The sequence below is a fragment of the Streptomyces pathocidini genome (assembly GCF_001418495.1).
GTDB classification, from domain to species: domain Bacteria; phylum Actinomycetota; class Actinomycetes; order Streptomycetales; family Streptomycetaceae; genus Streptomyces; species Streptomyces pathocidini.
The window spans coordinates 1-24796 of the sequence record NZ_LIQY01000056.1 but is presented as its reverse complement, the minus strand read 5'-3'; the positions used below and the strand labels follow the sequence as shown (position 1 = coordinate 24796).

General features: G+C 72.3%; 16 protein-coding genes and 3 pseudogenes. 14 read left to right on the top strand and 5 right to left on the bottom strand.

Annotated elements, in window-relative coordinates:
• The 5 genes from AOK16_RS03745 to AOK16_RS03725 form a co-directional block, all read left to right on the top strand.
• A partial coding sequence (locus tag AOK16_RS03745) for an FAD-dependent monooxygenase (RefSeq protein ID WP_055470770.1) occupies positions 1-861 on the top strand: 861 nt, incomplete at its 5' end.
• Positions 862-1026: 165 nt separating this feature from the next.
• Positions 1027-2601: an NAD(P)/FAD-dependent oxidoreductase gene (locus AOK16_RS03740; protein ID WP_055470769.1), complete on the top strand. Its 1575-nt coding sequence runs from the start codon at positions 1027-1029 to the stop codon at positions 2599-2601.
• Positions 2601-5279: a nitrite reductase large subunit NirB gene (gene nirB / locus AOK16_RS03735; RefSeq protein WP_055470768.1), complete on the top strand. Its 2679-nt coding sequence runs from the start codon at positions 2601-2603 to the stop codon at positions 5277-5279. The genes AOK16_RS03740 and nirB overlap by 1 nt, the downstream gene beginning before the upstream one ends.
• Positions 5279-5686 carry a nitrite reductase small subunit NirD gene (gene nirD, locus AOK16_RS03730; RefSeq protein ID WP_055470767.1) on the top strand — a complete coding sequence of 136 codons (408 nt, stop codon included), beginning with the start codon at positions 5279-5281 and terminating at the stop codon, positions 5684-5686. Before nirB ends, nirD begins: the two co-directional genes overlap by 1 nt.
• 109 nt (positions 5687-5795) lie before the next feature.
• Positions 5796-6734: an oxidoreductase gene (locus AOK16_RS03725; RefSeq protein ID WP_055470766.1), complete on the top strand. Its 939-nt coding sequence runs from the start codon at positions 5796-5798 to the stop codon at positions 6732-6734.
• A 119-nt stretch (positions 6735-6853) separates the two neighbouring features.
• Here AOK16_RS03725 and AOK16_RS03720 read toward each other — a convergent pair whose 3' ends face one another.
• Entirely contained in the window at positions 6854-7411 is a 558-nt protein-coding gene (locus AOK16_RS03720; RefSeq protein WP_079101027.1) for a hypothetical protein, read from the bottom strand.
• Positions 7412-7786: 375 nt separating this feature from the next.
• Between AOK16_RS03720 and AOK16_RS03715 the strand changes: the two genes are divergently transcribed.
• Entirely contained in the window at positions 7787-8950 is a 1164-nt protein-coding gene (locus AOK16_RS03715; protein ID WP_055470765.1) for an alkaline phosphatase PhoX, read from the top strand.
• Here AOK16_RS03715 and AOK16_RS03710 read toward each other — a convergent pair.
• Positions 8916-9962: a helix-turn-helix domain-containing protein gene (locus tag AOK16_RS03710; RefSeq protein ID WP_205627624.1), complete on the bottom strand. Its 1047-nt coding sequence runs from the start codon at positions 9960-9962 to the stop codon at positions 8916-8918. The two genes, AOK16_RS03715 and AOK16_RS03710, sit on opposite strands and share 35 nt — an antisense overlap.
• A 435-nt stretch (positions 9963-10397) precedes the next feature.
• Positions 10398-11744, bottom strand: a complete 1347-nt coding sequence (locus AOK16_RS03705) for a hypothetical protein (protein WP_055470764.1) — start codon at positions 11742-11744, stop codon at positions 10398-10400.
• Between the two features lie 185 nt (positions 11745-11929).
• On the opposite strand from AOK16_RS03705, the gene AOK16_RS03700 reads away from it, so the two are divergent.
• The 4 genes from AOK16_RS03700 (at position 11930) to ispG (ending at position 16655) form a co-directional block, all read left to right on the top strand.
• Positions 11930-12691, top strand: coding sequence for a hypothetical protein (locus AOK16_RS03700; RefSeq protein ID WP_055470763.1), 762 nt, complete (start codon positions 11930-11932; stop codon positions 12689-12691).
• Between the two features lie 123 nt (positions 12692-12814).
• The gene (locus AOK16_RS03695) at positions 12815-13750 is read left to right on the top strand and encodes a 4-hydroxy-3-methylbut-2-enyl diphosphate reductase (RefSeq protein ID WP_055470762.1); all 936 of its coding nucleotides are present in this window, start codon (positions 12815-12817) and stop codon (positions 13748-13750) included.
• Positions 13747-15531, top strand: a complete 1785-nt coding sequence (locus AOK16_RS03690) for a 1-deoxy-D-xylulose-5-phosphate synthase (protein WP_055470761.1) — start codon at positions 13747-13749, stop codon at positions 15529-15531. The genes AOK16_RS03695 and AOK16_RS03690 overlap by 4 nt, the downstream gene beginning before the upstream one ends.
• Entirely contained in the window at positions 15528-16655 is a 1128-nt protein-coding gene (ispG, locus tag AOK16_RS03685) for a flavodoxin-dependent (E)-4-hydroxy-3-methylbut-2-enyl-diphosphate synthase (RefSeq protein ID WP_055470760.1), read from the top strand. Before AOK16_RS03690 ends, ispG begins: the two co-directional genes overlap by 4 nt.
• A 197-nt stretch (positions 16656-16852) precedes the next feature.
• Here the strand turns inward: ispG and ppdK are convergent, their stop codons facing one another.
• Complete coding sequence (gene ppdK / locus AOK16_RS03680) at positions 16853-19612, bottom strand: pyruvate, phosphate dikinase (RefSeq protein ID WP_055470759.1); 2760 nt, start codon at positions 19610-19612, stop codon at positions 16853-16855.
• A gap of 505 nt (positions 19613-20117) precedes the next feature.
• On the opposite strand from ppdK, the pseudogene AOK16_RS29185 reads away from it, so the two are divergent.
• The 4 genes and pseudogenes from AOK16_RS29185 to hemQ form a co-directional block, all read left to right on the top strand.
• A pseudogene (locus tag AOK16_RS29185) lies at positions 20118-20726 on the top strand (glycogen debranching N-terminal domain-containing protein); the annotation flags it as partial.
• A 48-nt stretch (positions 20727-20774) separates the two neighbouring features.
• Positions 20775-21305: pseudogene (locus AOK16_RS29180) on the top strand (protoporphyrinogen oxidase); the annotation flags it as partial.
• 444 nt (positions 21306-21749) lie between these two features.
• Positions 21750-22427: pseudogene (locus AOK16_RS29175) on the top strand (protoporphyrinogen/coproporphyrinogen oxidase); the annotation flags it as partial.
• Between the two features lie 4 nt (positions 22428-22431).
• Positions 22432-23160, top strand: coding sequence for a hydrogen peroxide-dependent heme synthase (hemQ, locus tag AOK16_RS03665; protein ID WP_055470758.1), 729 nt, complete (start codon positions 22432-22434; stop codon positions 23158-23160).
• 55 nt (positions 23161-23215) lie between these two features.
• Here the strand turns inward: hemQ and AOK16_RS03660 are convergent.
• Positions 23216-24796: alpha/beta hydrolase (locus AOK16_RS03660; RefSeq protein WP_055470757.1), on the bottom strand; the 1581-nt coding region annotated here is incomplete at its 5' end.

Below are 24796 nucleotides of genomic sequence, written 5' to 3'. Positions count from 1 at the left end.
GGGGAGGGGGGTGGGGCCCCCGGAGGAGATGTCCGCTTCCGCGTCCGCGACGTCGCCCTCCACGGCCCCGAATCCGCCCACCCCGCCGTCTCCTACACCGACCCGGAGACGGGCCAACGCCACCGCATAGCCTGCGACTTCATCGCGGGCTGCGACGGCGCCCACGGGGTGACGCGTACGGTGGCGGCGGCGCACAGCTCGGCCCGTACGGCCCGTCACGACTACGGCATCGGCTGGCTCGCGCTGCTCGCCGAGGCGCCGCCGTCCTCCGAGCACGTCGTGTTCGGCATCAACGCGCGGGGCTTCGCCGCCCACATGGCCCGCAGCCCGGAGGTCACCCGCTACTACCTCGAGTGCCCACCGGGCGACAGCCCGGACAACTGGCCGCGTGAACGCGTGTGGTCCGAGCTCCGCGCCCGCCTCTCGGCCTCCGGCGCACGGCCGCTCACCGAGGGGCGGCTGATCGAGAAGCGGGTGCTGGATCTGCACAACTATGTGGTCGAGCCGATGGCGTACGGGCGGCTGTATCTGGCAGGCGAGTCCGCCCATCTCGTGGCGCCCATCGCCGCGAAGGGCATGAACCTCGCCCTGCACGACGCGCTGCTGCTCGCCGACGCGCTCGTCGCGCACTACGAGCGCGGCGACGGTTCCGGACTCGCGGGCTATTCGGCGGCCTGCCTGCGCCGGGTGTGGCAGTACCAGGAGTTCTCGCAGTGGCTCTCCGAGGTGCTGCACGGCGCCTCGTCCGGTGACTCCTTCCGCGCCGGCCGGGCGTCGGCGCGCCTGCGCCGCGTCCTCGGTTCCCGAAAGGCGGGGGCCGCGTTCGCGGAGCTGTACATGGGCATGAACTGCGACCACTGATCGCCGGCGACCGCGGACCGGGCGCGGTCGGCCACCGCCCGCAAACCCTGCCCCACCGGCGAGAACACGGCTCACAGCGCCGCATCCGGCCCGCTGAGGGCAGCGTTGCCCGGGGGAAACAGGGGCGATGCGGCCGGGTAACAGCGGCGGCGCAGGCTTCCGAACATGGCCACCGCGAAGCGCCCCGACCGCCCCCGTCGCACCGGCCACCGCGTCGCGGTGGTCGGCGGCGGGATGGCCGCTGCCCGGCTGGTGCAGCAGCTGGCGGCGGCCCGGATGAGCGCCGAGGCCATGGGCGCCGCCGACGGCATCGGCGTGACCGTGATCGGCGAGGAGTCGCACGCGGCGTACAACAGGGTGCTGCTCGCCGAGGTGCTCGCCGGCCGGTACGCGCCCGAGGTCATCGAACTCCCCGCGCCCGCGCCCTCGCCCGCCTTCGCGTACGAGCGGCTCCGCGGGGTGCGGGCCGTCCGGCTGGACCGCGCCGCCCGCCGGGTGCAGTGCGACGACGGGCGGTCCGTGCCCTACGACACGCTGGTGCTGGCCACCGGCTCGAACCCCGTGCTGCCCCCGTTGCGCGGTCTGTTCGAGCCCGGCGGCCGTGAACTCCCGTATGGGGTCCACGCGTTCCGGACCATGGCCGACTGCCTGGCCCTGGCCGAGGCGGTACGGCCGGGGGGACGGGCCGTGGTGATCGGCGGCGGGCTGCTGGGCGTCTCCGCGGCACGGGCCCTGGCCCTACGGGGTGCGCAGACGGTCCTCGCGCACCAGGGCGAGCATCTGATGGAGCGCCAGCTGGACGCGGGCGCGTCGAGGTTGCTGCGGCGCCACGTGGAGGCCCTCGGCGTGGAGGTGCACACCGAGTGCCGAGTCCGCGGCCTGCTGACCCGGCGCACCGGAACGGCCTCCGGCACGCCGCGCGAAGCCGCGACCGGCAGCCGGCCGGGCACGGCCCGCCACACCCCGTACGAATCGTCGCGCGCGGCCGAGGCCGTCGAACTCGCCGACGGCTTCCGGCTGGACGCCGAGATCGTCGTCCTGGCCTGCGGGGTCCGTCCCCGCGTGGGCCTCGCCCAGGCGGCCGGGTTGCGCGTCGCGCGGGGCATCGTCGTGGACGACCAGCTGCGCACCTCCGATCCGCGCGTCCACGCGATCGGTGACTGCGCGGAGCACGACGGTGTCCTCTACGGCCTGGCGGGCCCCGCCCAGGAGCAGGCGGACGCCCTGGCCCGGATCTTCACCCACGACGCCCGGATCCCCGTGGACGACGCCCCAACCTCCGCGCGCGCCCCGGGCTCCGCCGTCCCCACCGGCCCGTCCGCCCAGCCCGGCCGCGCCGCGCCGCTCCCGCGCTACTCCGGGACCCGCGCCCTGACCCGTCTCACCCTCGCCACCTCCCCCATTACACCGGCAGCGCCCGCGGCGTCCTCAGCTCTCACCATCTCCCCGTTTCCCCAACTCCCCCTCGACCTCGCCGCCTTCGGGGATGTCGAACCGGCCCCCGGTGACGACGTGGTGCACCTCTGCGATGCCACCCGGGGCGCCTACCGGAAGGTCGTCGTCCGCGGGAACCGCCTCGTGGGAGGCATCCTCCTCGGCGATCTCGGCGGCGTCGGCGCGCTCGCCCGCACCTGGGAGGACGACGAACCGCTCCCTTCCGCCCCGCTGCTGCACCTCCTCACGCACGACGAATCCGGCGGCACCCCGCACGGTCCGCTCACCCATCACGGAGGCTCCTGATGCCCGGCCCGACGCCCCCGATCCGCTCAACGCCCGCGAATCCAGCGGAGTTCCCGACGCTCGTCCTCGTGGGCCACGGAATGGTCGGCCAACGGTTCCTGGAGGCGCTCGCCGACCGGGGCGTGACCGAGCGCGCGCGGGTGGTGGTGCTGTGCGAGGAGCCGCGCCCGGCGTACGACCGTGTGCGGCTGACCTCGTACTTCTCGGGCACCTCGCCCGAGGGACTCTCGCTCGCCGAGCCGGACTTCATGGCGCGGCACGGCATCGAGCTGCACCTGGGCGACCCGGCGGAGTCCGTGGACCGGGAGGCGCGCACGGTCACCTCGCGCGCCGGGCTGGTCTTCGCGTACGACACGCTGGTGCTGGCCACCGGCTCGTACCCGTTCGTGCCGCCCGTGCCGGGCAAGGACGCGGCGGGCTGCTTCGTGTACCGGACCATCGAGGACCTGCTCGCGATCGAGGAGTACGCGAAGGCGAGGGCCGCGACCGGCGCCGTGGTCGGTGGCGGGCTCCTGGGCCTGGAGGCGGCGGGCGCGCTCAAGGGCCTGGGGCTGGACACCCACATCGTGGAGTTCGCCCCCCGGCTGATGCCCGTGCAGGTCGACGAGGGCGGCGGCGCCGCGCTGCTGCGCACCATCGAGGGCATGGGGCTCACGGTGCACACGGGTGTGGGCACGCAGGAGGTCGTCTCCGGAGACTGCGGCGCGGTGACCGGAATGAAGCTCTCCGACGGTTCGGCGCTGGCGACCGACCTGGTCGTCTTCTCGGCGGGCGTGCGCCCCCGCGACCAACTGGCCCGTGACTGCGGCCTGGAGGTCGGCGAGCGCGGCGGGGTCGCCGTGGACGAGCGCTGCGCCACCACGGACCCGGCCGTCTACGCGATCGGCGAGTGCGCGCTGGCCGCCGACGGGCGGGTGTACGGACTGGTGGCGCCCGGGTACGAGATGGCGGAGACGGCTGCGGACGCGATCGCCGAGCGCCTGGCCGCATCCGCGGACCCCGGAGCCCCCGGGAACTCCGGGCGCGCCCCGTCCGTTTTCCAGGGTGCCGACACCTCGACGAAGCTCAAACTCCTCGGCGTCGACGTCGCGTCCTTCGGCGACGCCCACGGCGCGGCCCCCGGCTGCCTCGACGTCGTCTACTCCGACTCCCGCTCCGGCGTCTACAAGAAGCTGGTGGTCGGCCCGGACGGCGCGCTGCTGGGCGGAGTCCTGGTGGGGGACGCCGAGGCGTACGGGATGCTGCGCCCGCTGACCGGTTCGGTGCCGCCCGTGGCGCCCGAGCAGCTGGTGCTGCCCGCCGGTTTGGGGGCGCCTGCCGCTCTCGGGCCATCCGCGCTGCCGGACGAGGCGGTGGTCTGCAACTGCCACAACGTCACCAAGGGCACGATCCGCGCCGCCGTTACCGACCACTCCTGCGCGACCGTGCCCGCGGTGAAGAAGTGCACCAAGGCCGGTACGGGCTGCGGCAGTTGTGTGAAGGTGCTCACCTCGCTCGTCAACGAGGAGCTGGAGGCGAGCGGGGTGAGTGTGGACAAGGGCCTGTGCGGCTGCTTCGCGCAGACCAGGACCGAGCTGTACGAGATCGTGCGGGTGCGCGGGCTGACCGGCTACGCGCGCGTGCTGGACGAGCACGGGCGGGAGGCGGCGCGCGGCGGCGACGGCTGCGAGGTCTGCAAGCCCGCCGTCGCCTCGATCATCGCCTCGCTCGCGCCGACGCTGGGCGCCAGCGGCTATGTCCTGGACGGGGAGCAGGCCTCGCTCCAGGACACCAACGACCACTTTCTGGCCAACTTGCAGCGCAACGGCTCGTACTCGGTCGTGCCGCGTGTCCCGGGCGGCGAGATCACTCCGGAGAAACTGATCGTGATCGGCGAGGTGGCGCGGGACTTCGGGCTCTACACGAAGATCACCGGTGGTCAGCGGATCGACTTGTTCGGCGCCAGGGTCGACCAACTGCCGCTGATCTGGGCGCGGCTGGTGGACGCGGGCTTCGAGTCGGGGCACGCGTACGGGAAGGCGCTGCGCACGGTGAAGTCGTGTGTGGGCCGGACGTGGTGCCGGTACGGGGTGCAGGACTCGGTGCGGATGGCGATCGGTCTGGAACTGCGCTACCGGGGCCTGCGCTCGCCGCACAAGCTGAAGTCGGCGGTGTCCGGGTGCGCGCGGGAGTGCGCGGAGGCGCGCGGCAAGGACTTCGGTGTCATCGCCACGTCGAGTGGCTGGAATCTGTATGTCGGCGGGAACGGCGGCGCGGACCCACGCCACGCGGATCTGCTGGCGCAGGACCTGGACGACGAGGAACTGGTCCGGCTCATCGACCGGTTCCTGATGTTCTACATCCGCACCGCGGACCGGCTGGAGCGCACCTCGGCGTGGCTGGAGCGGATCGAGGGCGGGCTCGACCACGTACGGGAGGTGGTGGTGGAGGATTCGCTCGGGCTGTGCGCGGAGCTGGAGCGGCTGATGGCCGATCACGTGGCCCACTACCGCGACGAGTGGGCGGCGACGCTGGAGGATCCGGATCGGCTGCGGCGCTTCGTGTCGTTCGTGAACGCGCCGGGCGCGCCGGACCCGTCGGTCCGCTTCGTGCCGGAGCGCGACCAGATGAAGCCGGACCTGGACATCCTGGCCGGTCCGGCCCTGCCCGTCCGCACCCTCGAAGGGAATCCGGCCTGATGACGACCGCCCTAGGACGTACCGCCGTTCCGACCGGCACCGGCCCTGCCCGTCCCGCCGGTTCCGGCGCCAGGGCTGCCGTCCGTGTCGAACTGCTGGTCGACCGGCGCTGGTTCGGGGTCTGCGACGCGGACCTGCTGACTCCGGGGCGCGGGGTGGCGGCGCTGCTGCCGGACGGCCGGCAGGTGGCCGTGTTCCTGGACCGCGGGGGCATCGCGTACGCGATCGGCAACCAGGACCCGTTCACCGGCGCGTATGTCCTCTCGCGGGGGCTCCTCGGGCGTACGGCCGAGGGCTTGCCGTTCGTGGCCTCTCCGCTGCTCAAGCAGCGCTTCGACCTCCGGACGGGCCAGTGCCTGGACGACGAGGCGGTGGCGGTGGCGGCGTACGCGACGCGGGTGGCGTAGGCCCGGTCGCGCACCGCACGGCGGCGGGGGCGGCAGGGTCGCGACCTGGGTGGGAGGAGGTTATCCACAGGCCTCGCATCGGCGCACACAGCGGCTTACGCTGAGTGACATGAAGGGTTGGACAGCGAGCGAAATCCCGGATCAGAGCGGACGCACGGCGGTGGTGACCGGTGCCAACAGCGGCATCGGCTACGCGGCGGCCCGGGAGCTGGCGCGCAACGGTGCGCGGGTGGTGCTGGCGTGCCGCAGCGAACCCCGGGCCGAGGACGCCGAGTCGCGCATCAGAGCCGAAGTTCCGGACGCGGATGTGCAGTTCATGCGGCTGGACCTGGCGGACCTGGCCTCGGTGCGCGAGTTCGCGGAGCGTTACGGGCGGGGCCGGGGCGGTGACCGCCTGGACCTCCTGATCAACAACGCGGGCGTGATGGCGCTCCCGGAGCGCAGAACGGCGGACGGTTTCGAGATGCAGTTCGGGATCAACCACCTGGGCCACTTCGCGTTGACCGGGCTGCTGCTGCCGCGGCTGCTGGCCACGCCCCGGGCGCGGGTGGTGAGCGTGTCCAGCGTGATGCACGCGGTGTCCAACATCGACCTGCGCGATCTCAACAGCGAGCGGCGCTACCGGCGTTGGATCGCCTACGGCCGCTCCAAGACGGCGAATCTGCTGTTCGTCCACGAGCTGGCGAGACGGCTGGCGCGGGCGGGCTCCGACGTGGTGGCCGCGGCGGCCCACCCCGGTTACGCGTCCACGAACCTGCAGACCGCGGGCGCCAGGATGGAGGGCCGCAGGGCGGCCGAGCGGTTCGCGGAGTGGGGCAACCGGGTCTTCGCCCAGACCTCGGACGCGGGTGCCCTTCCCACGCTGTATGCCGCCACGGCCCCGGGCGTGACCGCCGACTCGTTCACCGGCCCACGGCTCCAGGGCTGGCGCGGCGCGCCGGTGCCCTCGTTCCGGGCGCGGTGGACTCTCGACGACAGAGCGGGCGAACTGCTGTGGGAGGCGTCGGAGCGGCTGACGGGCGTCGGATACGAGGCGCTGGCGCGCTGACCGCGGCGGAGCCGTCAGCCGCGATCAGCGCGGTCCGGAGGTCCGGGGGGGCCGGGGGCCGGGAGTCCAGAGGCCATGGGTCCGAAAGCCGGGAGGCCGGAGGCAGGCGACTTCGCGGCTCAGCGCAGCCCCGAGGCGTCGAAGACGGAGCGGGCCCCGCGTCCGTCGATCTCCTCGGAGAGCGCTCTGAGGGGGTCGGTTCCGCCCCGCAGGAGCCCGGACTGGCGGGATCGGCGGACGCCGGTGTCGAGCAGATGCCAGATCAGCGGGTTCGCCCCGAGCACCTTCGGGTCGAACTCCACCCGGTTCCCCGACGCGTCCCGCAGTACCAGCCGGGGGGCCATCCCGTCGACCCGCCGCACCAGCACCAGCTGATCGGTCCGCACCGCCCGCTCCCGCACCAGGCCCCGTACCGACAGCCACCCCTCGCCCGCCGTCACCCGCACGGGAAGGAGAACCGCCAGGACCCCGAGAGCGATCGCCATCCAGCACACGGCCCGGAACGGAGTGAGTGTCCCGTTGGAGAAGTCGAAGAACACCAGGACGGCCAGGAGGAGGGCCGCGCAGATGCCGGCCGCCCACGCCTCCCCCGCCAGTTCTCGATCACGGGCGACCGCACCACCGCGAGCGCGCCCCGCGCCCTCGCCCCGTACGGCAAGCGCCCTGTCCCGTCCCATACGAGTCCCTCCCATACGGGCACGTTAGGACCGGCCTCGGCCGGGCCCCACCCCCGTTGACGCGCCGCTGACACGCTCCGCACCGACTTTGACGGGACCCTTGTGCCGCGGTCGCCGCCATCCCGCGGTCACCGCGGTGCTACCCGGGATCTCCTCGGCCGCGTCCGCTCGAACCGGACGAACCTCGGCCACGGCTCGGGCCCCGCCGACCGGGCGCGACTCCGAACACCCCGCGCCCCACCCACACGCTCCCTCCGGCCCCCCACTGATTCATGATCTGTTGACGCCGTGTCAACTCGGCGCTCGTAGGGTCTCCCCCGCTCGACCTCCCGGCCGACCGGCCAGGGGGCAGTCACGATTCTCGGTGGAGTAACCGTGAGACGTCGTAACTTCCTGCGCGGAGCAGTCATCGGCACCTCGGCCGCGGCCTTCGGGGGCTCGCTGTGGCGGGGCGCCGCCTACGCGGCCCCCGCCCAGCCCGGCACCGGACCGTACGGGGCCCTGGGCGCCGCCGATGCCAACGGCATCCAGCTGCCGAACGGTTTCACCAGCCGGGTCATCGCCCGGTCCGGTCAGACCGTCCCCGGCACTTCGCACTCCTGGCACAACGCGCCCGACGGCGGCGCGGTCTACGCGGACGGCTCGGGCTGGATCTACGTGTCCAACTCGGAGATCCCGCTGATCGGCGGGGCGAGCGCGGTGAAGTTCGACTCCTCGGGCACGGTTACCGGCGCGTACTCCATCCTCTCCGGCACCAACACCAACTGCGCGGGCGGCGCGACCCCGTGGAACACCTGGCTGTCCTGCGAGGAGGTCAGCCGCGGCTATGTCTACGAGACGGACCCGTGGGGCGCGAAGGCGGCCGTGCGGCGGGACGCGATGGGCCGCTTCAAGCACGAGGCGGCGGCGTGCGACCCGGTGCGGAAGACGATCTACCTCACCGAGGACGAGTCCGACGGCTGCTTCTACCGCTTCACGCCCGCCACCTGGGGCGACCTGTCCAGCGGCACGCTGGAGGTGATGGTCGGCGGGACGGAGACCAGCGGTCCGGTCACCTGGGCGGTGGTCCCCGACATCGACGGCTCCCCCACCACCCGCTCCCAGGTCGCGGGCGCCAAGAAGTTCAACGGCGGCGAGGGCTGCCACTACTCGAGCGGCATCTGCTACTTCACTTCCAAGGGCGACAACCGCGTCTGGGCCTATGACGCGGCCGCCGCCACCATCGACCTGGTCTACGACGACTCCCTGGTCAGCGGCACCGCCCCGCTGACGGGCGTGGACAACGTGACCGTCACCTCCGGCTCGGCGCGCGACATCTTCGTCGCGGAGGACGGCGGCAACATGGAGATCTGCGTGATCACCCAGGACGGGGTCATCGCGCCGTTCCTGCGGATCAACGGCCAGTCCGGCTCGGAGATCACCGGCCCGGCGTTCACGCCCGACGGCAGCCGGCTGTACTTCTCCAGCCAGCGCGGCACCAGCGGCAGCACCCTCGGCGGCGGCATCACCTACGAGGTGACGGGGCCGTTCCGCTCGTAACGGGCGGCGTTCTCGGTGCGGTTGGCACCGCTGCGGCGGCGCCCCTCAACAGGGCGGCGCCCAGCGGTGTCAGCGTGTGCAGCACCCTGCTGCCGTGCCGCACCGTGATCACGAGCCCGGCCTCGCGCAGCACGCTCGCGTGCTGGCTGGCCGAGGCGGCCGACACCCCGACGCGGCGGGCGAGTTCGCCCGTCGTGCAGCCGTGGCCGATGGCGTCGAGGACGGCCGAGCGGGTGTGCCCGACCAGCTTGCCGAGCGGGCGGGACCCCTCGGCCCGCGCGGGCACGGGCGCGGCGGCGGGCGCGGACCGGTCCGCCTGCCGCGCCGGGTAGACCAGCACCGGGGTCAGGTCGCGGTCGTGGTACGTGACCGGGGTGCGGCGGCAGAAGAACGACGGCAGGAGCAGCAGTCCCCGGCCGCCCAGGTACAGGTCCCGGTCCACCGGGTAGTCCGCGCACAGCACGGGCGGCCGCCACCGGATCATGCTCGGCAGGGAGTCCAGGAGCTGGTCGGCCCCGCCGTCCAGCAGGGCCCGGCCGCGGGCTGCCCGGTCGGCCTCGATCCCGGCCCTGATGTGCGGCCAGTACGGGGCGATGGCGGCCTGGTGGTAGCCGCGCAGCAGGGTGACCAGCCGCCCGAGCGCGCCCGCGCACCCCTCGGCGAGGGAGTCCGTCCAGCAGGGCGCGGCCTGGGATTTGAGGAGCCCGAGGTCGCGCCGCAGCCGCCGTACCGGGGTCTCGCGGAGCGCCTCGACGGCGGGGTCGATGCCCAGTACGCCTTCGGGCGGGGTGAGGAAGTCCGGGAAATAGCCGCGGGCGGGTACCAGCGAGGCCAGCAGCCGTATTTCACTGTTCAATCTGGAGCGGGTTTCTCCGCGCCATTGCCGGAAGGTCGCGGCCTCCGTCTTGTCGCGCAGCCGGTGGAAACTCAGCACGGTCTCCCAGAGCACGTCCGGACGAGCGGCTATCCGGATCCGGGCGAGGTCGAGCCCGGTGAAATGGATGCGTAACACCAAACCCCCACACGTAACCCCCGCTTCTGTCCCGGCCCTGAGTATGGACGTCGGCACGGACGGTGACCACGCCCTTTCGGCCAGAGTTGAAACGGGTCGCGCGCGGCCGCCTCGGGACGGAATGCTGGGGGCGTTCGAGCGCGGACGGAAGCCGCCGGCAGGGCTGTCGTGGGGGCAGCGGGCGGGCGCTTCCCGGCGGTTTTGGGTGCCGCCGCGCGCAGGGCAGCGGTTACGAAGGCCGCCCGGGAATCCCCGGGCGGCCCTTTCCCTTTCTGCCGGCCTGTTCCGGTACGCGTGCCAGCCTGTCTCGGTACGCGGCGGCGAAGGCCTCATGAAGGCCTCCGAGTTCGACGGGCCGCACCGAATCAACCGAACCGGCCCCTCCCTCGAGCAGGGTGGATCGAGCGGTGGGCGGAGCGCGGCCTCCCGTCGGCGTCACCCCTGGACGGCCCCGCGGCCGGGCTCGCCCGGCCGGCGGCGTTCCTGGCGCCCCGGACCGAGGAGTGGCACAGCAAAGTCACCCCCGGTGCCGTCCTCGTAGGACCGGGCGTACATGACGCGATGGAAATCCACAAAACGAGCAATCATGGCGCTGGGTGCGGTATCGGAGAACTCCTCGCTGATTTCGGTCAGTTGCGTGTCGAGGTCCTCGGTCGCCGCCTGATAGCGGGCGGCGATCAGATGGAGACGGTCGCCGAAGAGGCAGAGAGCGTCCCGGGTGGCGGGGAGGTCCCTGAGGCCGTCGAGGCAGACGTTGAACTCGCCATGGACGAGATCCTTGCGGAGCCGGGCCAGCAGATCCCGTCGGCCTTCCTGGGCATGGAGCAGCAGGTCGGCGAGAGTGCCGGTGCCACCGGTCTTTTCCTGCAGCGCTGCGAGTTGCTCCCGCAGCGCGGCCCGCTCGGAGGGCTGCTCGACGAGGCGTGTCCCGCAGTCGTTGAGGATGCGCACCGCGAGGGCCGCGTTCTCGAGGGCGCGCTCGAGGCGGCCGTCTCCGACCACCTTGGGGAAGGTGCGGACGGGGCGGACGGTCTCGGCGGCGACGCCGACGCAGTAGGCCAGCGTGGGGATCACCAGAATGGCGTCGAGGCCGGTGGCGAGAAGCTCCTCGGTGGTGAGCTCCTCGGTCAGCAGCCGGTTCACCGCGGCATACCGGCGGACCAGCCCGGAGCGCACGAGTTCGGCCGACGCGAGTTCGCTCACGTGATCGACCAGGGTGGCAGCGCATTCGATGTTGGCGACAAGGATCGGCAGGACGTCGAACTCCACTGCCTCGACGGACTCTTCGGGATGTGCGGCCACGAACCCTCTGACCAGATCGTGGAATTCCCCGCCGTATAGGCTCTGCTGAAAGATTGAGACGTTTCGCGCGAGGGGCTGCAACGCCAGCACGGCGTCCCGCGCGGGACCCGGGCCGCCGCCCGAGAGGCGCTGCACCATGGCGTTGTTGAAACCGACGAGAAGCTCGCGCCGTGCCGATCGGGACAGGTCCTGGTCGGTTCGTGCCGCCAGGCCGATGGCCAGGTCGTCGGAGGCCGTCTCGAAGACCTGGTGATTGTTCATGAGGCTGATGTAGGGGGCGAGCCGATCCCGTTCGACCTCGTCGAAGAGGCCGTCCACCAGGTGACCGACCATCCTGTCGAGCTCGGATAGGGCCGATAGCTGGAACCACCGGTCAGCGTAGCCGGGTTGCCGGACGACCCATTCGGTGAAGCTCCGGAACGGGCCTTCGGGAACGAGCCCGAGGCTCCTGCGGTAGGCGGTGACGTGGCGCTTCCACATGAAGAGGGCCTCCTCATCGGGACGGGCACCTCCAGTAAGTGGCACTCCGGCCGCCTGGCATAACCGCCAGGCCCTCCGAACCGGTTGAACGTGTTGCATGTCCCGGCTCCGATCCGCAACACGTTCAACACATCGGCCGCCCGAGCCCCCTTGCGCTCGCAGCACGCCGTCGTTGCCATGCACCCATGAGCAACGACACCGGGTCCCGCTGGCCCGCCTCCCTGGCCGCGAGCCTCGAACAAGCCCTCGGCGCCGCCGTGTCGGAGCTGGGCCGCGCGGGCCTGTCCGCCGAGTACTACCGCAGCGCCCCGGACACCCTCACCCTGGAAGCCCGGCTCGGGCCCGCCCACCGCAAGCCCGGCCACTCCGTACACGCGGTCCTCCAGGTCTTCGACCCGCGCTGGCCCAATCTCTCCCTGATGCGTGTCCTGGAGCGGCGCGACGACGACGGCCGGCCCACCGAGGAATCCCGGGTCCCGGTATACAGCCGCGGCCTCGACGCCGCCCTGTCCCTGCGCTTCGTCCCCGTCGTCAACTCCCTGCTGAACCCCTTCGACCCCCTGGGCCGCGAGGAGAGCCTGTGCGTCGGCTGCTACCAGGGCCGGATCGCGCCCAGCGACGCCCTGAGGGCACCGGCCATGGCCTTCCACACCCTGCGGACCTACCGTCGCGAGGGCCAACTCGCCGTGATCTGGGTGGACTTCCAGGATCCGCTGGCCGTCCCCGCCGTCCGCCTCGTCCGCTCGCTCGTCGCCCGGCGGGACGTCCACCTGATCCCGCGCACGCGTACCCCGTCGGAGCTGCGGACCGTGGTGCGCTCCCCATCGGGGCGGATGTGGCACGTCGGAGCCATGTCGACGGCGGTGGACGAGGGCCTCGCCCTCGCCCGCGACTATCTGAACCGCCGCGCCCGCACCGGAGGGGAGACGGCTTCGACGCCTGCATGACCGAGAAGGTCGGGCCATAGGTTCAACAACTTCAACGCCTCCCTCTCCAACGGCGCTTCCACAGCGCGCCCCTAGCGGGGCGTACTGGAGACCCAGGAACGCCACAGGGAGGAGACGGCGACCATGGAACGGACCGTGCTGCTCGCCGCGCCGCGGTCGTACTGCGCCGGGGTCGAGCGGGCCATCGAGGTCGTCGAGCGGGCGCTCGAGCAGAGCGCCGCACCCGTCTACGTGCGCAAGCAGATCGTCCACAACACGTACGTCGTAAGGGAGTTGGGCAAGCGCGGGACCGTCTTCGTAGACGAGCTCGACGAGGTGCCCGACGGCGCGACCGTCGTCTTCTCCGCGCACGGGGTCTCCCCCGCCGTTCGGGCCGAGGCGGCACGGCGCGGGCTCGACGTCATCGACGCCACCTGCCCGCTCGTGACGAAGGTACACAGCGAGGCACGGCGGTTCGCCGGGCGCGGTGACACGGTCGTGCTCATCGGGCACGCCGGGCACGAGGAGGTCGAGGGCACCATGGGCGTGGCCCCCGAGCGCACCGTGCTCGTCCAAACCGCGGCCGAAGCATCCGCGTTGGAGCTCGACGACCCCGAGCACGTCACCTACCTGACGCAGACCACGCTGTCGGCGGACGAGACCGCGACCATCGTCGAGGCGCTGAAGCGGCGCTTCCCCCACCTCAAACCCCCACCGTCCGACGACATCTGCTACGCCACGACCAACCGCCAGCACGCGCTGCGCAGCATCGCGCGCGACGCCGACCTCGTCCTCGTCGTCGGCTCGGCCAACTCCTCCAACTCCGAGCGTCTGGTGGAGCTCTCACGGTCCCTCGCCACGCCCGCGCACCTGATCGACGGGGCCGCCGACATCGACCCGGCATGGCTGGAGGGCGCCCGGGTCGTCGGGCTCACCGCCGGCGCGTCGGCCCCTGACCTCCTGGTCGACGAGGTGATCGACCACCTGCGCACCCTCGGCCCGGTCGACGTCACCGAGCGCACGGTCACGACCGAGGACGTCCACTTCGCACTCCCCCAGCACGTAAGGCCTCCCTCATGACCACCCTCGACGCCGCCGGCGCCCCGGAGGCACTGCGCGCCCTCGATGCAGACCGACTCCCCCTGCTCGCCGCGGAGATACGCGCCTTCCTCATCGACAAGATCACCCGCACCGGCGGCCACCTGGGCCCGAACCTGGGCGTCGTCGAGCTGACCCTCGCCCTGCACCGGGTCTTCGACTCCCCGCGCGACGCCATCGTCTTCGACACCGGCCACCAGGCCTACGTCCACAAGATCCTCAGCGGCCGGGCCAAGGGGTTCGACACACTGCGCCAGGCCGGCGGGCTGTCCGGCTACCCCTCGCGCGCCGAGTCCGACCACGACCTGGTGGAGAACTCGCACGCCTCCACCGCCCTGTCCTACGCCGACGGGCTCGCCAAGGCCTTCTGCCTGTGCGGGCAGTCCGACCGGCGCGTGATCGCCGTCATCGGCGACGGAGCGCTGACCGGCGGCATGGCGTGGGAGGCGCTGAACAACATCGGCGCCGCGAAGGACCGGCCGGTCATCGTCGTCGTCAACGACAACGGCCGCTCCTACGCCCCCACCACCGGCGGCCTGGCCGAGCACCTGGCCTCCCCGCCCGGCGACCCCAACCTGTTCACCGCGCTCGGCTTCGCCTACCTCGGCCCCGTAGACGGGCACGACACCGCCCGCCTGGAAGAGGCCCTGCGTCTCGCCCGGGCCCTTCACCGGCCCGTGGTGGTGCACGTCAAGACCGTCAAGGGCAAGGGTTACCCGCCGGCCGAGGCGGACGAGGCGGACTGCCTGCACGCCGTCGGTGTCGTCGAGCCCGCGACCGGCAGGCCCGCCTCCCCCGGCGGCCCCCCGTCGTGGACCTCCGTCTTCGGCCAGGCCCTGCGGCAACTCGCCGAGGACCACGATGAGCTGGTGGCCGTCACGGCCTCCATGCTCCACCCCACTGGGCTGAACCCGATGGCCGTCGCCCACCCCGACCGGGTCTTCGACGTCGGCATCGCCGAACAGCACGCCGTCACCTCCGCCGCCGGGCTCGCCATGGGCGGCCTCCACCCCGTGGTCGCGGTCTACGCCACGTTCTTGAACCGCGCCTTCGACCAGGTGCTCATGGACGTCGGCCTGCACCGCCTGCCGGTCACCTTCGTCCTGGACCGGGCCGGGATCACCGGCCCCGACGGCCCCTCCCACCACGGCATGTGGGACCTGGCGGCGCTGTCCGTCGTCCCCGGCATGCGCGTCGCCGCGCCCCGCGACGCGGGCCAGCTCCGCCGACTCCTCGCCGAAGCGGTCGAGTTCACCGGCGGCCCCACCGCGCTGCGGCTCCCCAAGGCCACCGTCGGCGACGACATCCCCGCGCTGGCGACCGTGGACGGCATCGACATCCTGCGCCGCTCGCCGGGGCAGCCCCTGGACGTACTGCTCGTGCCCACCGGCCCGCTAGCCTCCGCCGCGCTCGGCGCCGCCGAGGAGCTCGAGCGGCAAGGCCTGGGCGTCACCGTCGCCGACCCGCGCTGGGTGCTGCCCATCAAGCCGGCTCTGCCGGGCATCGCCGCCCGCCACCGCCTCGCCGTCTCCGTCGAGGACGGGATCCGCACCGGCGGCGTCGGCTCCGCCCTCGCCCTCGCGTGCGCCGACGCCGGCGTCACCACCCCCGTCCTCGCCCTCGGCCTGCCCCACGCCTACCTCCCCCACGGCCCACGCTCCGCGCTGCTCGCCGAGGCCGGGCTGGACGCATCCGGCATCGCCCGCAGCGTCGCCGCGCGTTTCTCCCACACCATCCCCGCGGAACACCGGAGTTCACGATGACAGTGATCGACCTCGGCCTGCCCACGGCCCCCGTCCGGGCCCCGGAGCGCCGCCGCACCCGTCAGATCCACGTCGGAGACGTCCCGGTGGGCGGCAACGCCCCGATCAGCGTGCAGACCATGACCACCACCAACACCGCCGACATCGACGCCACACTCCAGCAGATCGCCGAAGTCACCGCCGCCGGCTGCGACATCGTCCGCGTCGCCGTCCCCTCCGCCGACGACGCGGCCGCCCTGCCCACCATCGCCGCCAAATCCCCGATCCCGGTCATCGCCGACATCCACTTCCAGCCCCGCTACGTCTTCGCCGCGATCGACGCCGGCTGCGCGGCCGTACGCGTCAACCCGGGCAACATCAAGAAGTTCGACGACCGGGTCGGCGAGATCGCCAAGGCGGCAGGCGAGGCCGGCGTCCCCCTCCGCATCGGCGTCAACGCCGGCTCCCTCGACGCCCGGCTGCTGGCCAAGCACGGCGGCGCCACACCGGCCGCCCTCGTCGAGTCCGCCCTGTGGGAGTGCTCGCTCTTCGAGGAACACGGCTTCACCGACATCAAGATCGCCGTCAAGCACCACGACCCGCCCACCATGATCGCCGCCAACCGGCTCCTCGCCGAGCGCTGCGACTACCCGCTGCACCTGGGCATCACCGAGGCGGGCCCCGCCTTCCAGGGCTCCGTCAAGTCCGCCGTCGCGTTCGGGGTGCTGCTGTCCGAAGGCATCGGCGACACCATCCGCGTCTCCCTGTCCGCCCCACCTGTCGACCAGGTCAAGGCCGGATGCCACATCCTCGCCTCCCTCGGCCTGCGCTCCCGGAAGCTGGAGATCGTCTCCTGCCCCGGCTGCGGACGCCTCCAGGTCGACATCCACGCCCTCGCCGCCCGCGTCGAGGCGGCCTTCGACGGCTTTCCGCACCCGCTGCGCATCGCCGTCATGGGCTGCGTCGTCAACGGCCCGGGCGAAGCGCGCGAGGCCGACCTCGGCGTCTCCTGCGGCAACGGCAAGGGCCAGATCTTCCGCCACGGCGAGGTCATCACCACCGTCCCGGAATCGAAGATCGTCGAAACCCTCCTGCAGGAGGCGCTGCACCTGGTCTCCGACTTGCAGCCCGTTCAGGGGAGTTGACCCACACGGCCCGGCCCGGCGCGACTGCGCCCGCTTTCCGCGCGTTCGACACCACCCGATGGCCATCCGGGCAGACAGGAGAACCGGGGGCGGCACCTTCGCACAAAGGTGTCGCCCCCGGTTCAGGGTTCCGGAGCCGTCGCCGGGTTGAGGGTCGGGGACCCGGCGGCGGCTCCGGTGGTCTCAACGGGCCGGGATCAGGCCCCCGTTCGCCCGGCGGCCGCCGCCCGGCCCGCTTCCAGCCGCGCGACGGGAATGCGGAAGGGCGAGCAGGAGACGTAGTCCAGCCCCACCTCGTGGAAGAAGTGGACCGACTCCGGGTCGCCGCCGTGCTCGCCGCAGACGCCGAGCTTGAGGTCGGGGCGGGTGGCGCGGCCGGCCTCGACGGCGTTGCGCACGAGGGAGCCGACGCCGTCCTTGTCGATCGTCTCGAACGGCGAGACGCCGAAGATGCCCTTCTCCAGGTACGCGGTGAAGAAGCTCGCCTCGACGTCGTCGCGCGAGAAGCCCCACACGGTCTGGGTGAGGTCGTTGGTGCCGAAGGAGAAGAACTCGGCCGCCTCCGCGATCTGCCCGGCCGTCAGGGCGGCCCTCGGCAGCTCGATCATCGTGCCGAGCGCCAGCCGGAGGTCCACCCCGGTGGCCTGCCGCACCTCGGCGATGACCTGCTCGGCCTCCTCGCGTACGAGCTCCAGCTCCTGCACGGTGCCCACCAGCGGGATCATGATCTCCCCGCGGGGGTCGCCCTCGGCCTCGATCCGCTGGGCGGCGGCCTCGGCGATGGCGCGCACCTGCATGGTGAACAGCCCGGGGATGACCAGGCCGAGGCGCACTCCGCGCAGGCCGAGCATCGGGTTCTGCTCATGCAGCTTGTGTACGGCCTGGAGCAGCCGCAGCTCGTTCTCGTGCTGCTCGTGGCGGGCCTCGGCGAGGGCGACCCGCACCGACAGGTCGGTGATGTCGGGCAGGAACTCGTGCAGCGGCGGGTCGAGCAGCCGGATCGTCACCGGCAGCCCGTCCATGGCCTCGAAGAGCTCGACGAAGTCCTGCTTCTGCAGCGGCAGCAGGGTCCGCAGGGCCTCCTCGCGCTCCTCGTCGGTGTCGGCGAGGATCAGCTTCTCGACGTGCCGGCGGCGCTCGCCGAGGAACATGTGCTCGGTGCGGCACAGCCCGATGCCCTGGGCGCCGAACCGCCGGGCGCGCGCGGCGTCCTCGGCGTTGTCGGCGTTGGCCCGCACGCGCAGCCGCCGCACCCGGTCCGCGTACGCCATGATCCGGTGCACGGCCTTGACCAGGTCATCGGAGTCCTCGGCACCTGCGGGCCCCTCCAGCGGCAGCCGGGGGGACACACGGCCCTCGTTTTCGAAGTACTCGACGACCGGGGAGGGCACAACGGGCACCTCGCCGAGGTAGACCTTGCCGGAGGAGCCGTCGATGGAGACGACGTCGCCCTCCTCCACGACCGTGCCGTCCTGGGTGGTCAACCGCCGCCGCTTGGTGTCGACTTCGAGCTCCTCGGCGCCGCAGACGCAGGTCTTGCCCATGCCGCGGGCGACGACCGCGGCGTGCGAGGTCTTGCCGCCGCGGGAGGTGAGGATGCCCTGCGCGGCGATCATGCCGTTGAGGTCGTCGGGGTTGGTCTCGCGGCGGATGAGGATGACGTTCTCGCCGGAGCGGGACCACTTGACGGCGGTGTACGAGTCGAAGACCGCCTTGCCGACGGCCGCGCCGGGCGAGGCGGCGATGCCCCGGCCGATCTGCTCGGCGGCCGCCTTCTCGTCGAAGCGCGGGAACATCAGCTGGGCCAGCTGGGCGCCGTTGACCCGGCGCAGCGCCTCCGCGTCGTCGATGAGCCCCTGGTCGACCAGCTGGGTGGCGATCCGGAAGGCCGCGCCCGCGGTGCGCTTGCCGACGCGGGTCTGGAGCATCCACAACCGGCCGCGCTCGATGGTGAACTCGATGTCGCAGAGGTCCTTGTAGTGGGTCTCCAGGGTCTCCATGATCTGCATCAGCTGGTCGTAGGAGGCCTGGTCGATCCGCTCGAGGTCGGCCAGCGGGACGGTGTTGCGGATGCCCGCGACGACGTCCTCGCCCTGCGCGTTCTGCAGGTAGTCGCCGTAGACGCCCTGCCGGCCGCTGGCCGGGTCGCGGGTGAAGGCGACGCCGGTGCCGGAGTCGGGGCCGAGGTTGCCGAAGACCATGGAGCAGATGTTGACGGCGGTGCCCAGGTCGTGCGGGATCCGCTCCTGGCGGCGGTAGAGCTTGGCGCGGTCGCCGTTCCAGGAGTCGAAGACCGCCCTTATGGCCAGGTCCATCTGCTCGCGGGGCTCCTGCGGGAACTCCCGGCCGGTCTCCTTCAGGACGATGCCCTTGAAGGTGTCGACCAGCTGCCGCAGGTCCTCGGCGCCCAGGTCGACGTCGGTGGCGGCGCCCTTGGCGTGCTTGGCGTCCTCCAGGGCCTCCTCGAAGAGGTCGCCGTCGACGTCGAGCACGGTCTTGCCGAACATCTGGATCAGGCGCCGGTAGGAGTCCCAGGCGAACCGCTCGTCCCCTGCCTGGGCGGCGAGCCCGGCGACGGACGCGTCGGAGAGGCCGATGTTGAGGACGGTGTCCATCATGCCGGGCATCGAGAACTTGGCGCCCGAACGGACCGACACCAGAAGGGGGTTGTCGGGCTGGCCGAGCTTCTTGCCCATCCTGGCCTGGAGGTCGTCGAGGTGCGCACTCACCTCGTCGCGCAGCGCGGGCGGCTCGTGGCCGCTGTCCAGGTAGACCTTGCAGGCCTCGGTGGTGACGGTGAAGCCCGGGGGGACGGGCAGCCCGAGGTTGGTCATCTCGGCGAGGTTGGCGCCCTTGCCGCCGAGGAGGTCCTTGAGGTCCTTGTTGCCCTCGGTGAAGTCGTAAACGAACTTCCGGGGTTCCGGCTGGGATACGTGGGGATCTTTGTTTTCCGACACGGGATCTCGACTCCTCGGACGGTCTGCCCTGACAGCGGGGAGCGTACCCAGATCGAAGGCATCTGAGTACGTCCACTCGGCCGTCATACGGCTGTAACCACTCGTCCGCCAGCAGATCGCAGGTACGAGCCCGTACCGCACCCCGATCCAACTTCGTTCAAGAACTGAACTCATCACTACGGAGTGCCAGTCGGGCACCTCCCGCTCTTCACGGAGTGTGACGACTCCCTGTGCCACCTGAAGGGGATTTACGCGGCACCGGGTGCCACGAATTGGAGAGGTACACCCCGGCGCCGGCCGCTCATCTGAGCGCAGGCCCTATCAGGGGTGGCGAGAATCACGCACGTGACGGGCCGTCGGATCTCGCCCCTCGGACGCCCGCCCCCGGGAGTCGCTCGGACGAGCGCCCCGGGATGTGGTGCCCCCGAGTGCGGCCCATGGTCGTCATACGGACACACGGAGCGCCCTGCTCCGCGCGGAGGCCGATGAAGGGCAGGCTGATCCGATGACAGGTCACCATCTTCTGGTTCATGACGGAACATTTGCTGTCGTAACAGACTGCGGAGACATCACGGGTGCGCGCGGCGCCTCCCCCGACGGGCTGTTCTCCCGCGACGCCCGCCACGTCAGCCGCTGGCAGCTCGCCCTGGAGGGCTCACCACCCGAACTCCTCGTCGCCGCCGGGCAGGCCGGGCCCGACCGGCCGCTCGCCGCCGTCCTCACCCCGCCCGGCCGCGGCCACGAACCGCCCGCCTACACCGTCTTCCGCGAACAGGCCGTCGCCGACCGCTCCCTGGCCGAGCGGATCCGGCTGACCAGCAACCGCCCCGTGCCCACCACCGCCCGCGTCACCCTGACCGTCGACTCGGACTTCGCCGACCAGTTCGAGCTGCGCTCAGACCACCGCGCCTACGACAAGACCGACGCCGTACGCACCGCCGAAGCCCGGCCCGACGGCGTCGCCTTCGGCTACGAGCGCCCGGCTCCCGGCGGCGAACCCGAGTGGCACTCCCGCACCGTCATCACCGCCGTCCCCGCCCCGGACGCCGTCACCCACCGGGCCAGCGGCACCACCCGCACTCTGGAATGGCAGGTGCTGCTGCCCCCGCACGGCAGCGGCGAGATCATCGTCCAGGCCTGCGCCCTGCCCTCGGGCACCGACGGCGAACCCCCGCGGCTCCAGCCGCCGGCCACCGCCAGCGCCTCGCTGTGGACGCGGGGGCGGCTGCGGCCGATGCCCAAGGGGCACGTCATGGGCGTGCCGGGGGATCTCGCGGCGCTGGCTGCGTCCGGGGTGATCTCGCCCGAGGGGCTCGCGCGGATCGAGCGCGAGGGGGAACTGGCGCCGACGGAGGTGGGGGAGGACGTGGCCGTGGGGGCGTACGTGGCTGCCCGGCTCGGGCGCGAGGTGGTCGACCGGCTCGTCGAGCCGCTGCTCGGCGGGGTGTACGCGGGGGACGCCTATCGCATCTCGATGCGGGCGGCCGTTCCTCAGCTGTTCGAGGCCGCGCGTACGCATCGGTCGTTGGTTGAGGGCGTGCGGGAGCTTCAGTCTCGGGTGGGGGCAGACGGGCCGGGTGCGCCTGTTTTCATGGGGATCGATGGTGGGGTGGGGCGGCTGCCGCTTGCCGTTGCCGATGCGTGTCGGGCGGCGGGCGTTGAGGTCGTGACCGGTGCGGTGGTTCAGCGGCTCTCGCTGGTGGCCGGTGAGCCGGCGTCCGTTGCACCGTCGGTCGGTGGGCCGCCGTCCGTCGAGTCGTCGTCCGTTGAGCCGCCGTCCGGTTCTGGTGCGGGGGCGCGCCGGGGTACCTCCTCGGGCGGCGAACGTGCGGGATTCGTACCTGGCTTTCCGCCGGAGTTCGTTCGCCGCCCTGCGGGGGCACCCCGGCACACCCCCTCCCCGCCATCCGCGGCCGAAGGGTCCGAGTCGTCGTCCGGGGTTGAAGGGTTCGAGTCGTCGTCTGTGGGCGAAGGGTCCGAGTCGCCGGTCGCGGTCGAACGGTCCGAGTCGTCGTCCGGGGTCGAACGGTCCGAGTCGTCGTCTGTGGGCGAAGGGTCCGAGTCGCCGGTTGCGGGCGAGCGGCCCCAGTCGTCGTCCGGGGGCGGAGGCTCCGGTCAGACACGGGCACGTCGTGCCTCCGGGGCGGCCGGGTGGGAAGTGGTTGTGCGGGAGGTGGGTGGCGGTTCGCGGGTGCTTCTTGCTGATGGGGTTGTGCTTGCTGTGCCCGCGTCGGAGGCTGCCCGGTTGCTGGGGCCCAACTCGCCTGCCGCCGCAGGGGAGTTGGCTGCTGTTGAGTACGCCTCCATGGCGCTTGTCACCCTTGCCTTTCGGCGGGGGGATGTCGGTGGGCTGCCGGAGGGCAGTGGGTTTCTTGTGCCGCCCGTTGATGGGCGGACCATCAAGGCGTCCACGTTCTCCAGCCGCAAGTGGGGGTGGCTCGGGGGCGACGAGTCGGGTCTGTTCATGCTGCGGACCTCGATCGGGCGGTTCGGGGACGAGGCCGACCTCAAGCGTGAGGACGCGGATCTGGTGCGGATCTCGCTGGACGAGCTGCGCGCGGCCACCGGTCTCGCGGCACGGCCCGTAGCCACGCGGGTCACCCGCTGGGACGGTGGGCTGCCGCAGTACCCGGTGGGGCATCTTGCCCGGGTCGCCCGGATTCGCGAGCGGGTGGCCGAGCTGCCGGGGCTGCGGGTGTGCGGCGCCGCGTATGACGGGGTCGGCATCCCGGCCTGCGTCGCCAGCGCCCACGCCGCCGCCGACGGCCTGTGGGCGACCCTGGCGGAAGACGCCGGGCCGGGCGAGCGAGAATGAGGGCATGACTGCTCCTGAGACCCCCGCGACCGGTAAGGCCCCGAACGCCGGCAAGAAGGCCAAGGACCTCAACGAGGTCATCCGCTACACGCTCTGGTCGGTGTTCAAGCTGCGCGACGTGCTCCCCGAGGACCGGGCCGGGTACGCCGCCGAGGTGGAGGAGCTGTTCGAGCAGCTCGCCGCCAAGGACGTCACCGTGCGCGGCACCTACGACGTGTCCGGGCTCCGGGCCGACGCGGACGTCATGATCTGGTGGCACTCGGAGACCGCGGACGCGCTCCAGGAGGCGTACAACCTCTTCCGCCGCACCAAGCTCGGCCGTGCGCTGGAGCCGGTCTGGTCGAACATGGCGCTGCACCGCCCCGCCGAGTTCAACAAGGCGCATATCCCGGCCTTCCTGGCCGACGAGGTCGCGCGCGAGTACGTGTGCGTCTACCCCTTCGTACGCTCCTACGACTGGTACCTGCTGCCCGACGAGGACCGGCGCCGGATGCTCGCCGACCACGGCAAGATGGCCCGCGGCTTCCCCGACGTGCGCGCCAACACCGTCGCCTCCTTCGCTCTGGGCGACTACGAGTGGCTGCTGGCCTTCGAGGCCGACGAGCTGCACCGCATCGTCGACCTGATGCGCCACCTGCGCGCTTCCGAGGCGCGCCTCCACGTCCGCGAAGAGGTGCCGTTCTACACGGGGCGTCGTAAGCCGGTTGCGGAGTTGGTCGCCGGTTTGGCGTGAGGGTCACGCGGTGCCCCATCCCCCGTCTGGGGTTGTCCCGGGCCTGGTCTGATCGTCAGGACGGTCTGTTGGCTGCCGGGAGTGGGACCTTGCGGTTTCCGCCGGACGCCGCTGTCTCGTCCATCTCCGGCTCCGGCTCGGGGTGCGGGCCGCAGGAGGTGTGCCGGCCCGGGGTCTCGCCGCGTAGCAGATACGCCTCGAAGTGCCGGTTGACGCACGCGTTCGCGCCTTCCGCGATGCCGTGCGTGCCCGACCGCCGCTCGGCGACCAGCGACGCCCCCGCCAGCCTGCGCTGCAGTTCCAGCGCGCCCCGGTAGGGGGTCGCGGCGTCCCGCTCGGCCGCCAGGATCAGTACCGGCGGCAGCGCGCCCGGGCGCGTACGGATGTCCAGCGGCTCCTGGCGCCGCTCCTGCCAGTAGGCGCACGGCAGGTTCATCCAGGCGTTGTCCCAGGTCTCGAACGGGGCGACCCGGGCGAGCCGGGTGTTGTCCTCGTCCCAGGTGCTCCACTCCGTGGGCCAGGGGGCGTCGTTGCACTCGATCGCCGTGTAGACGGCGTTGCTGTTCTCCTCGGCCTCGGCGGCGCCCGGGTCCGGCGCGGTCTGCTCGATCAGCGGCCTGGGGTTGCCGCGCAGATAAGCCGACAGCGCCTGGGCCCGGCGCGGCCAGAACAGGTCGTAGTAGCCGACCTTGAGGAACGCGGCCTGGAGCTGGGTCGAGCCGATCGTGCCGTTCAGCGGCCGCTCCTCGATCCGCGCGCGAGCCTTCTCGTACGAGCGCAGCACCTCCTGCGGCGTACGGCCCAGGTGGTAGACGGAGTCGTGTCGGGCGACCCACTGGCGCCAGTCCTGCCAGCGGCCCTCGAAGGCCAGGGACTGGTCGAGGTTGCTGCGGTACCAGATCTGGCGGGGGTCGGGGTTGACCGCACTGTCGAGGACCATGCGGCGTACGTGCGCGGGGAAGAGGGCCGCGTAGATCGCGCCGAAGTACGTGCCGTAGGAGGCGCCCAGGAAGTTCAGCCGCTTCTCGCCGAGTGCGGCCCGGAGTACGTCGAGGTCGCGGGCGTTGTTGAGCGAGGTGTAGTGGCGCAGGGCGGTGCCGGTGCGGCGCGAGCAGCCGTGCGCGTACTGCCGGGCCTGCTCCTTGCGGCGCTCCTTGTAGGCCTCGTCGGGCTGGGCGGGGGAATTGATCGGGGTGGCCTTGGCGAACGCCGCCGGATCCTGGCAGGAGAGCGGGGCGGAGCGGCCGACTCCGCGGGGGGCGTAGCCGATGAAGTCGTACGCCTCGGCGAGCTTCCGCCAGCCGGGGATGTCCACGTTCGCGTAGAGCGGGAACTCCATGCTGGAGGCGCCGGGCCCGCCGGGGTTGAAGACGAGCGCGCCCTGCGGCTTGGCCTTGGTGCCGTCGGCGCGGGCGCGGCTGACGGTCAGGGAGATCGAGCGGCCTTCGGGGCGGGCGTAGTCCAGAGGCACGGAGACGGTGCCGCACCGTACGGACCCCGGCAGCCCTTCCACTGCCGGGCACGGCCCGAACGCGATCCCCCTGGCCGCCGCCCGCTCGGCCGCGAGGGCCACTCCGCGCTCCTCGGCGCTCTCGCCCGACCGGCCCGCGCGGAGGGCCGACGGGCTGTCGGCGGG

Excerpts from the sequence above, each read along its gene's own strand:
- AOK16_RS03740 (WP_055470769.1), top strand. The coding sequence starts at position 1,027 with ATGGCCACCGCGAAGCGCCCCGACCGCCCCCGTCGCACCGGCCACCGC.
- nirB (WP_055470768.1), top strand. The coding sequence starts at position 2,601 with ATGCCCGGCCCGACGCCCCCGATCCGCTCAACGCCCGCGAATCCAGCG.
- nirD (WP_055470767.1), top strand. The coding sequence starts at position 5,279 with ATGACGACCGCCCTAGGACGTACCGCCGTTCCGACCGGCACCGGCCCT.
- AOK16_RS03725 (WP_055470766.1), top strand. The coding sequence starts at position 5,796 with ATGAAGGGTTGGACAGCGAGCGAAATCCCGGATCAGAGCGGACGCACG.
- AOK16_RS03720 (WP_079101027.1), bottom strand. The coding sequence starts at position 7,411 with ATGGGACGGGACAGGGCGCTTGCCGTACGGGGCGAGGGCGCGGGGCGC.
- AOK16_RS03705 (WP_055470764.1), bottom strand. The coding sequence starts at position 11,744 with ATGTGGAAGCGCCACGTCACCGCCTACCGCAGGAGCCTCGGGCTCGTT.
- AOK16_RS03700 (WP_055470763.1), top strand. The coding sequence starts at position 11,930 with ATGAGCAACGACACCGGGTCCCGCTGGCCCGCCTCCCTGGCCGCGAGC.
- AOK16_RS03695 (WP_055470762.1), top strand. The coding sequence starts at position 12,815 with ATGGAACGGACCGTGCTGCTCGCCGCGCCGCGGTCGTACTGCGCCGGG.
- AOK16_RS03690 (WP_055470761.1), top strand. The coding sequence starts at position 13,747 with ATGACCACCCTCGACGCCGCCGGCGCCCCGGAGGCACTGCGCGCCCTC.
- ispG (WP_055470760.1), top strand. The coding sequence starts at position 15,528 with ATGACAGTGATCGACCTCGGCCTGCCCACGGCCCCCGTCCGGGCCCCG.
- hemQ (WP_055470758.1), top strand. The coding sequence starts at position 22,432 with ATGACTGCTCCTGAGACCCCCGCGACCGGTAAGGCCCCGAACGCCGGC.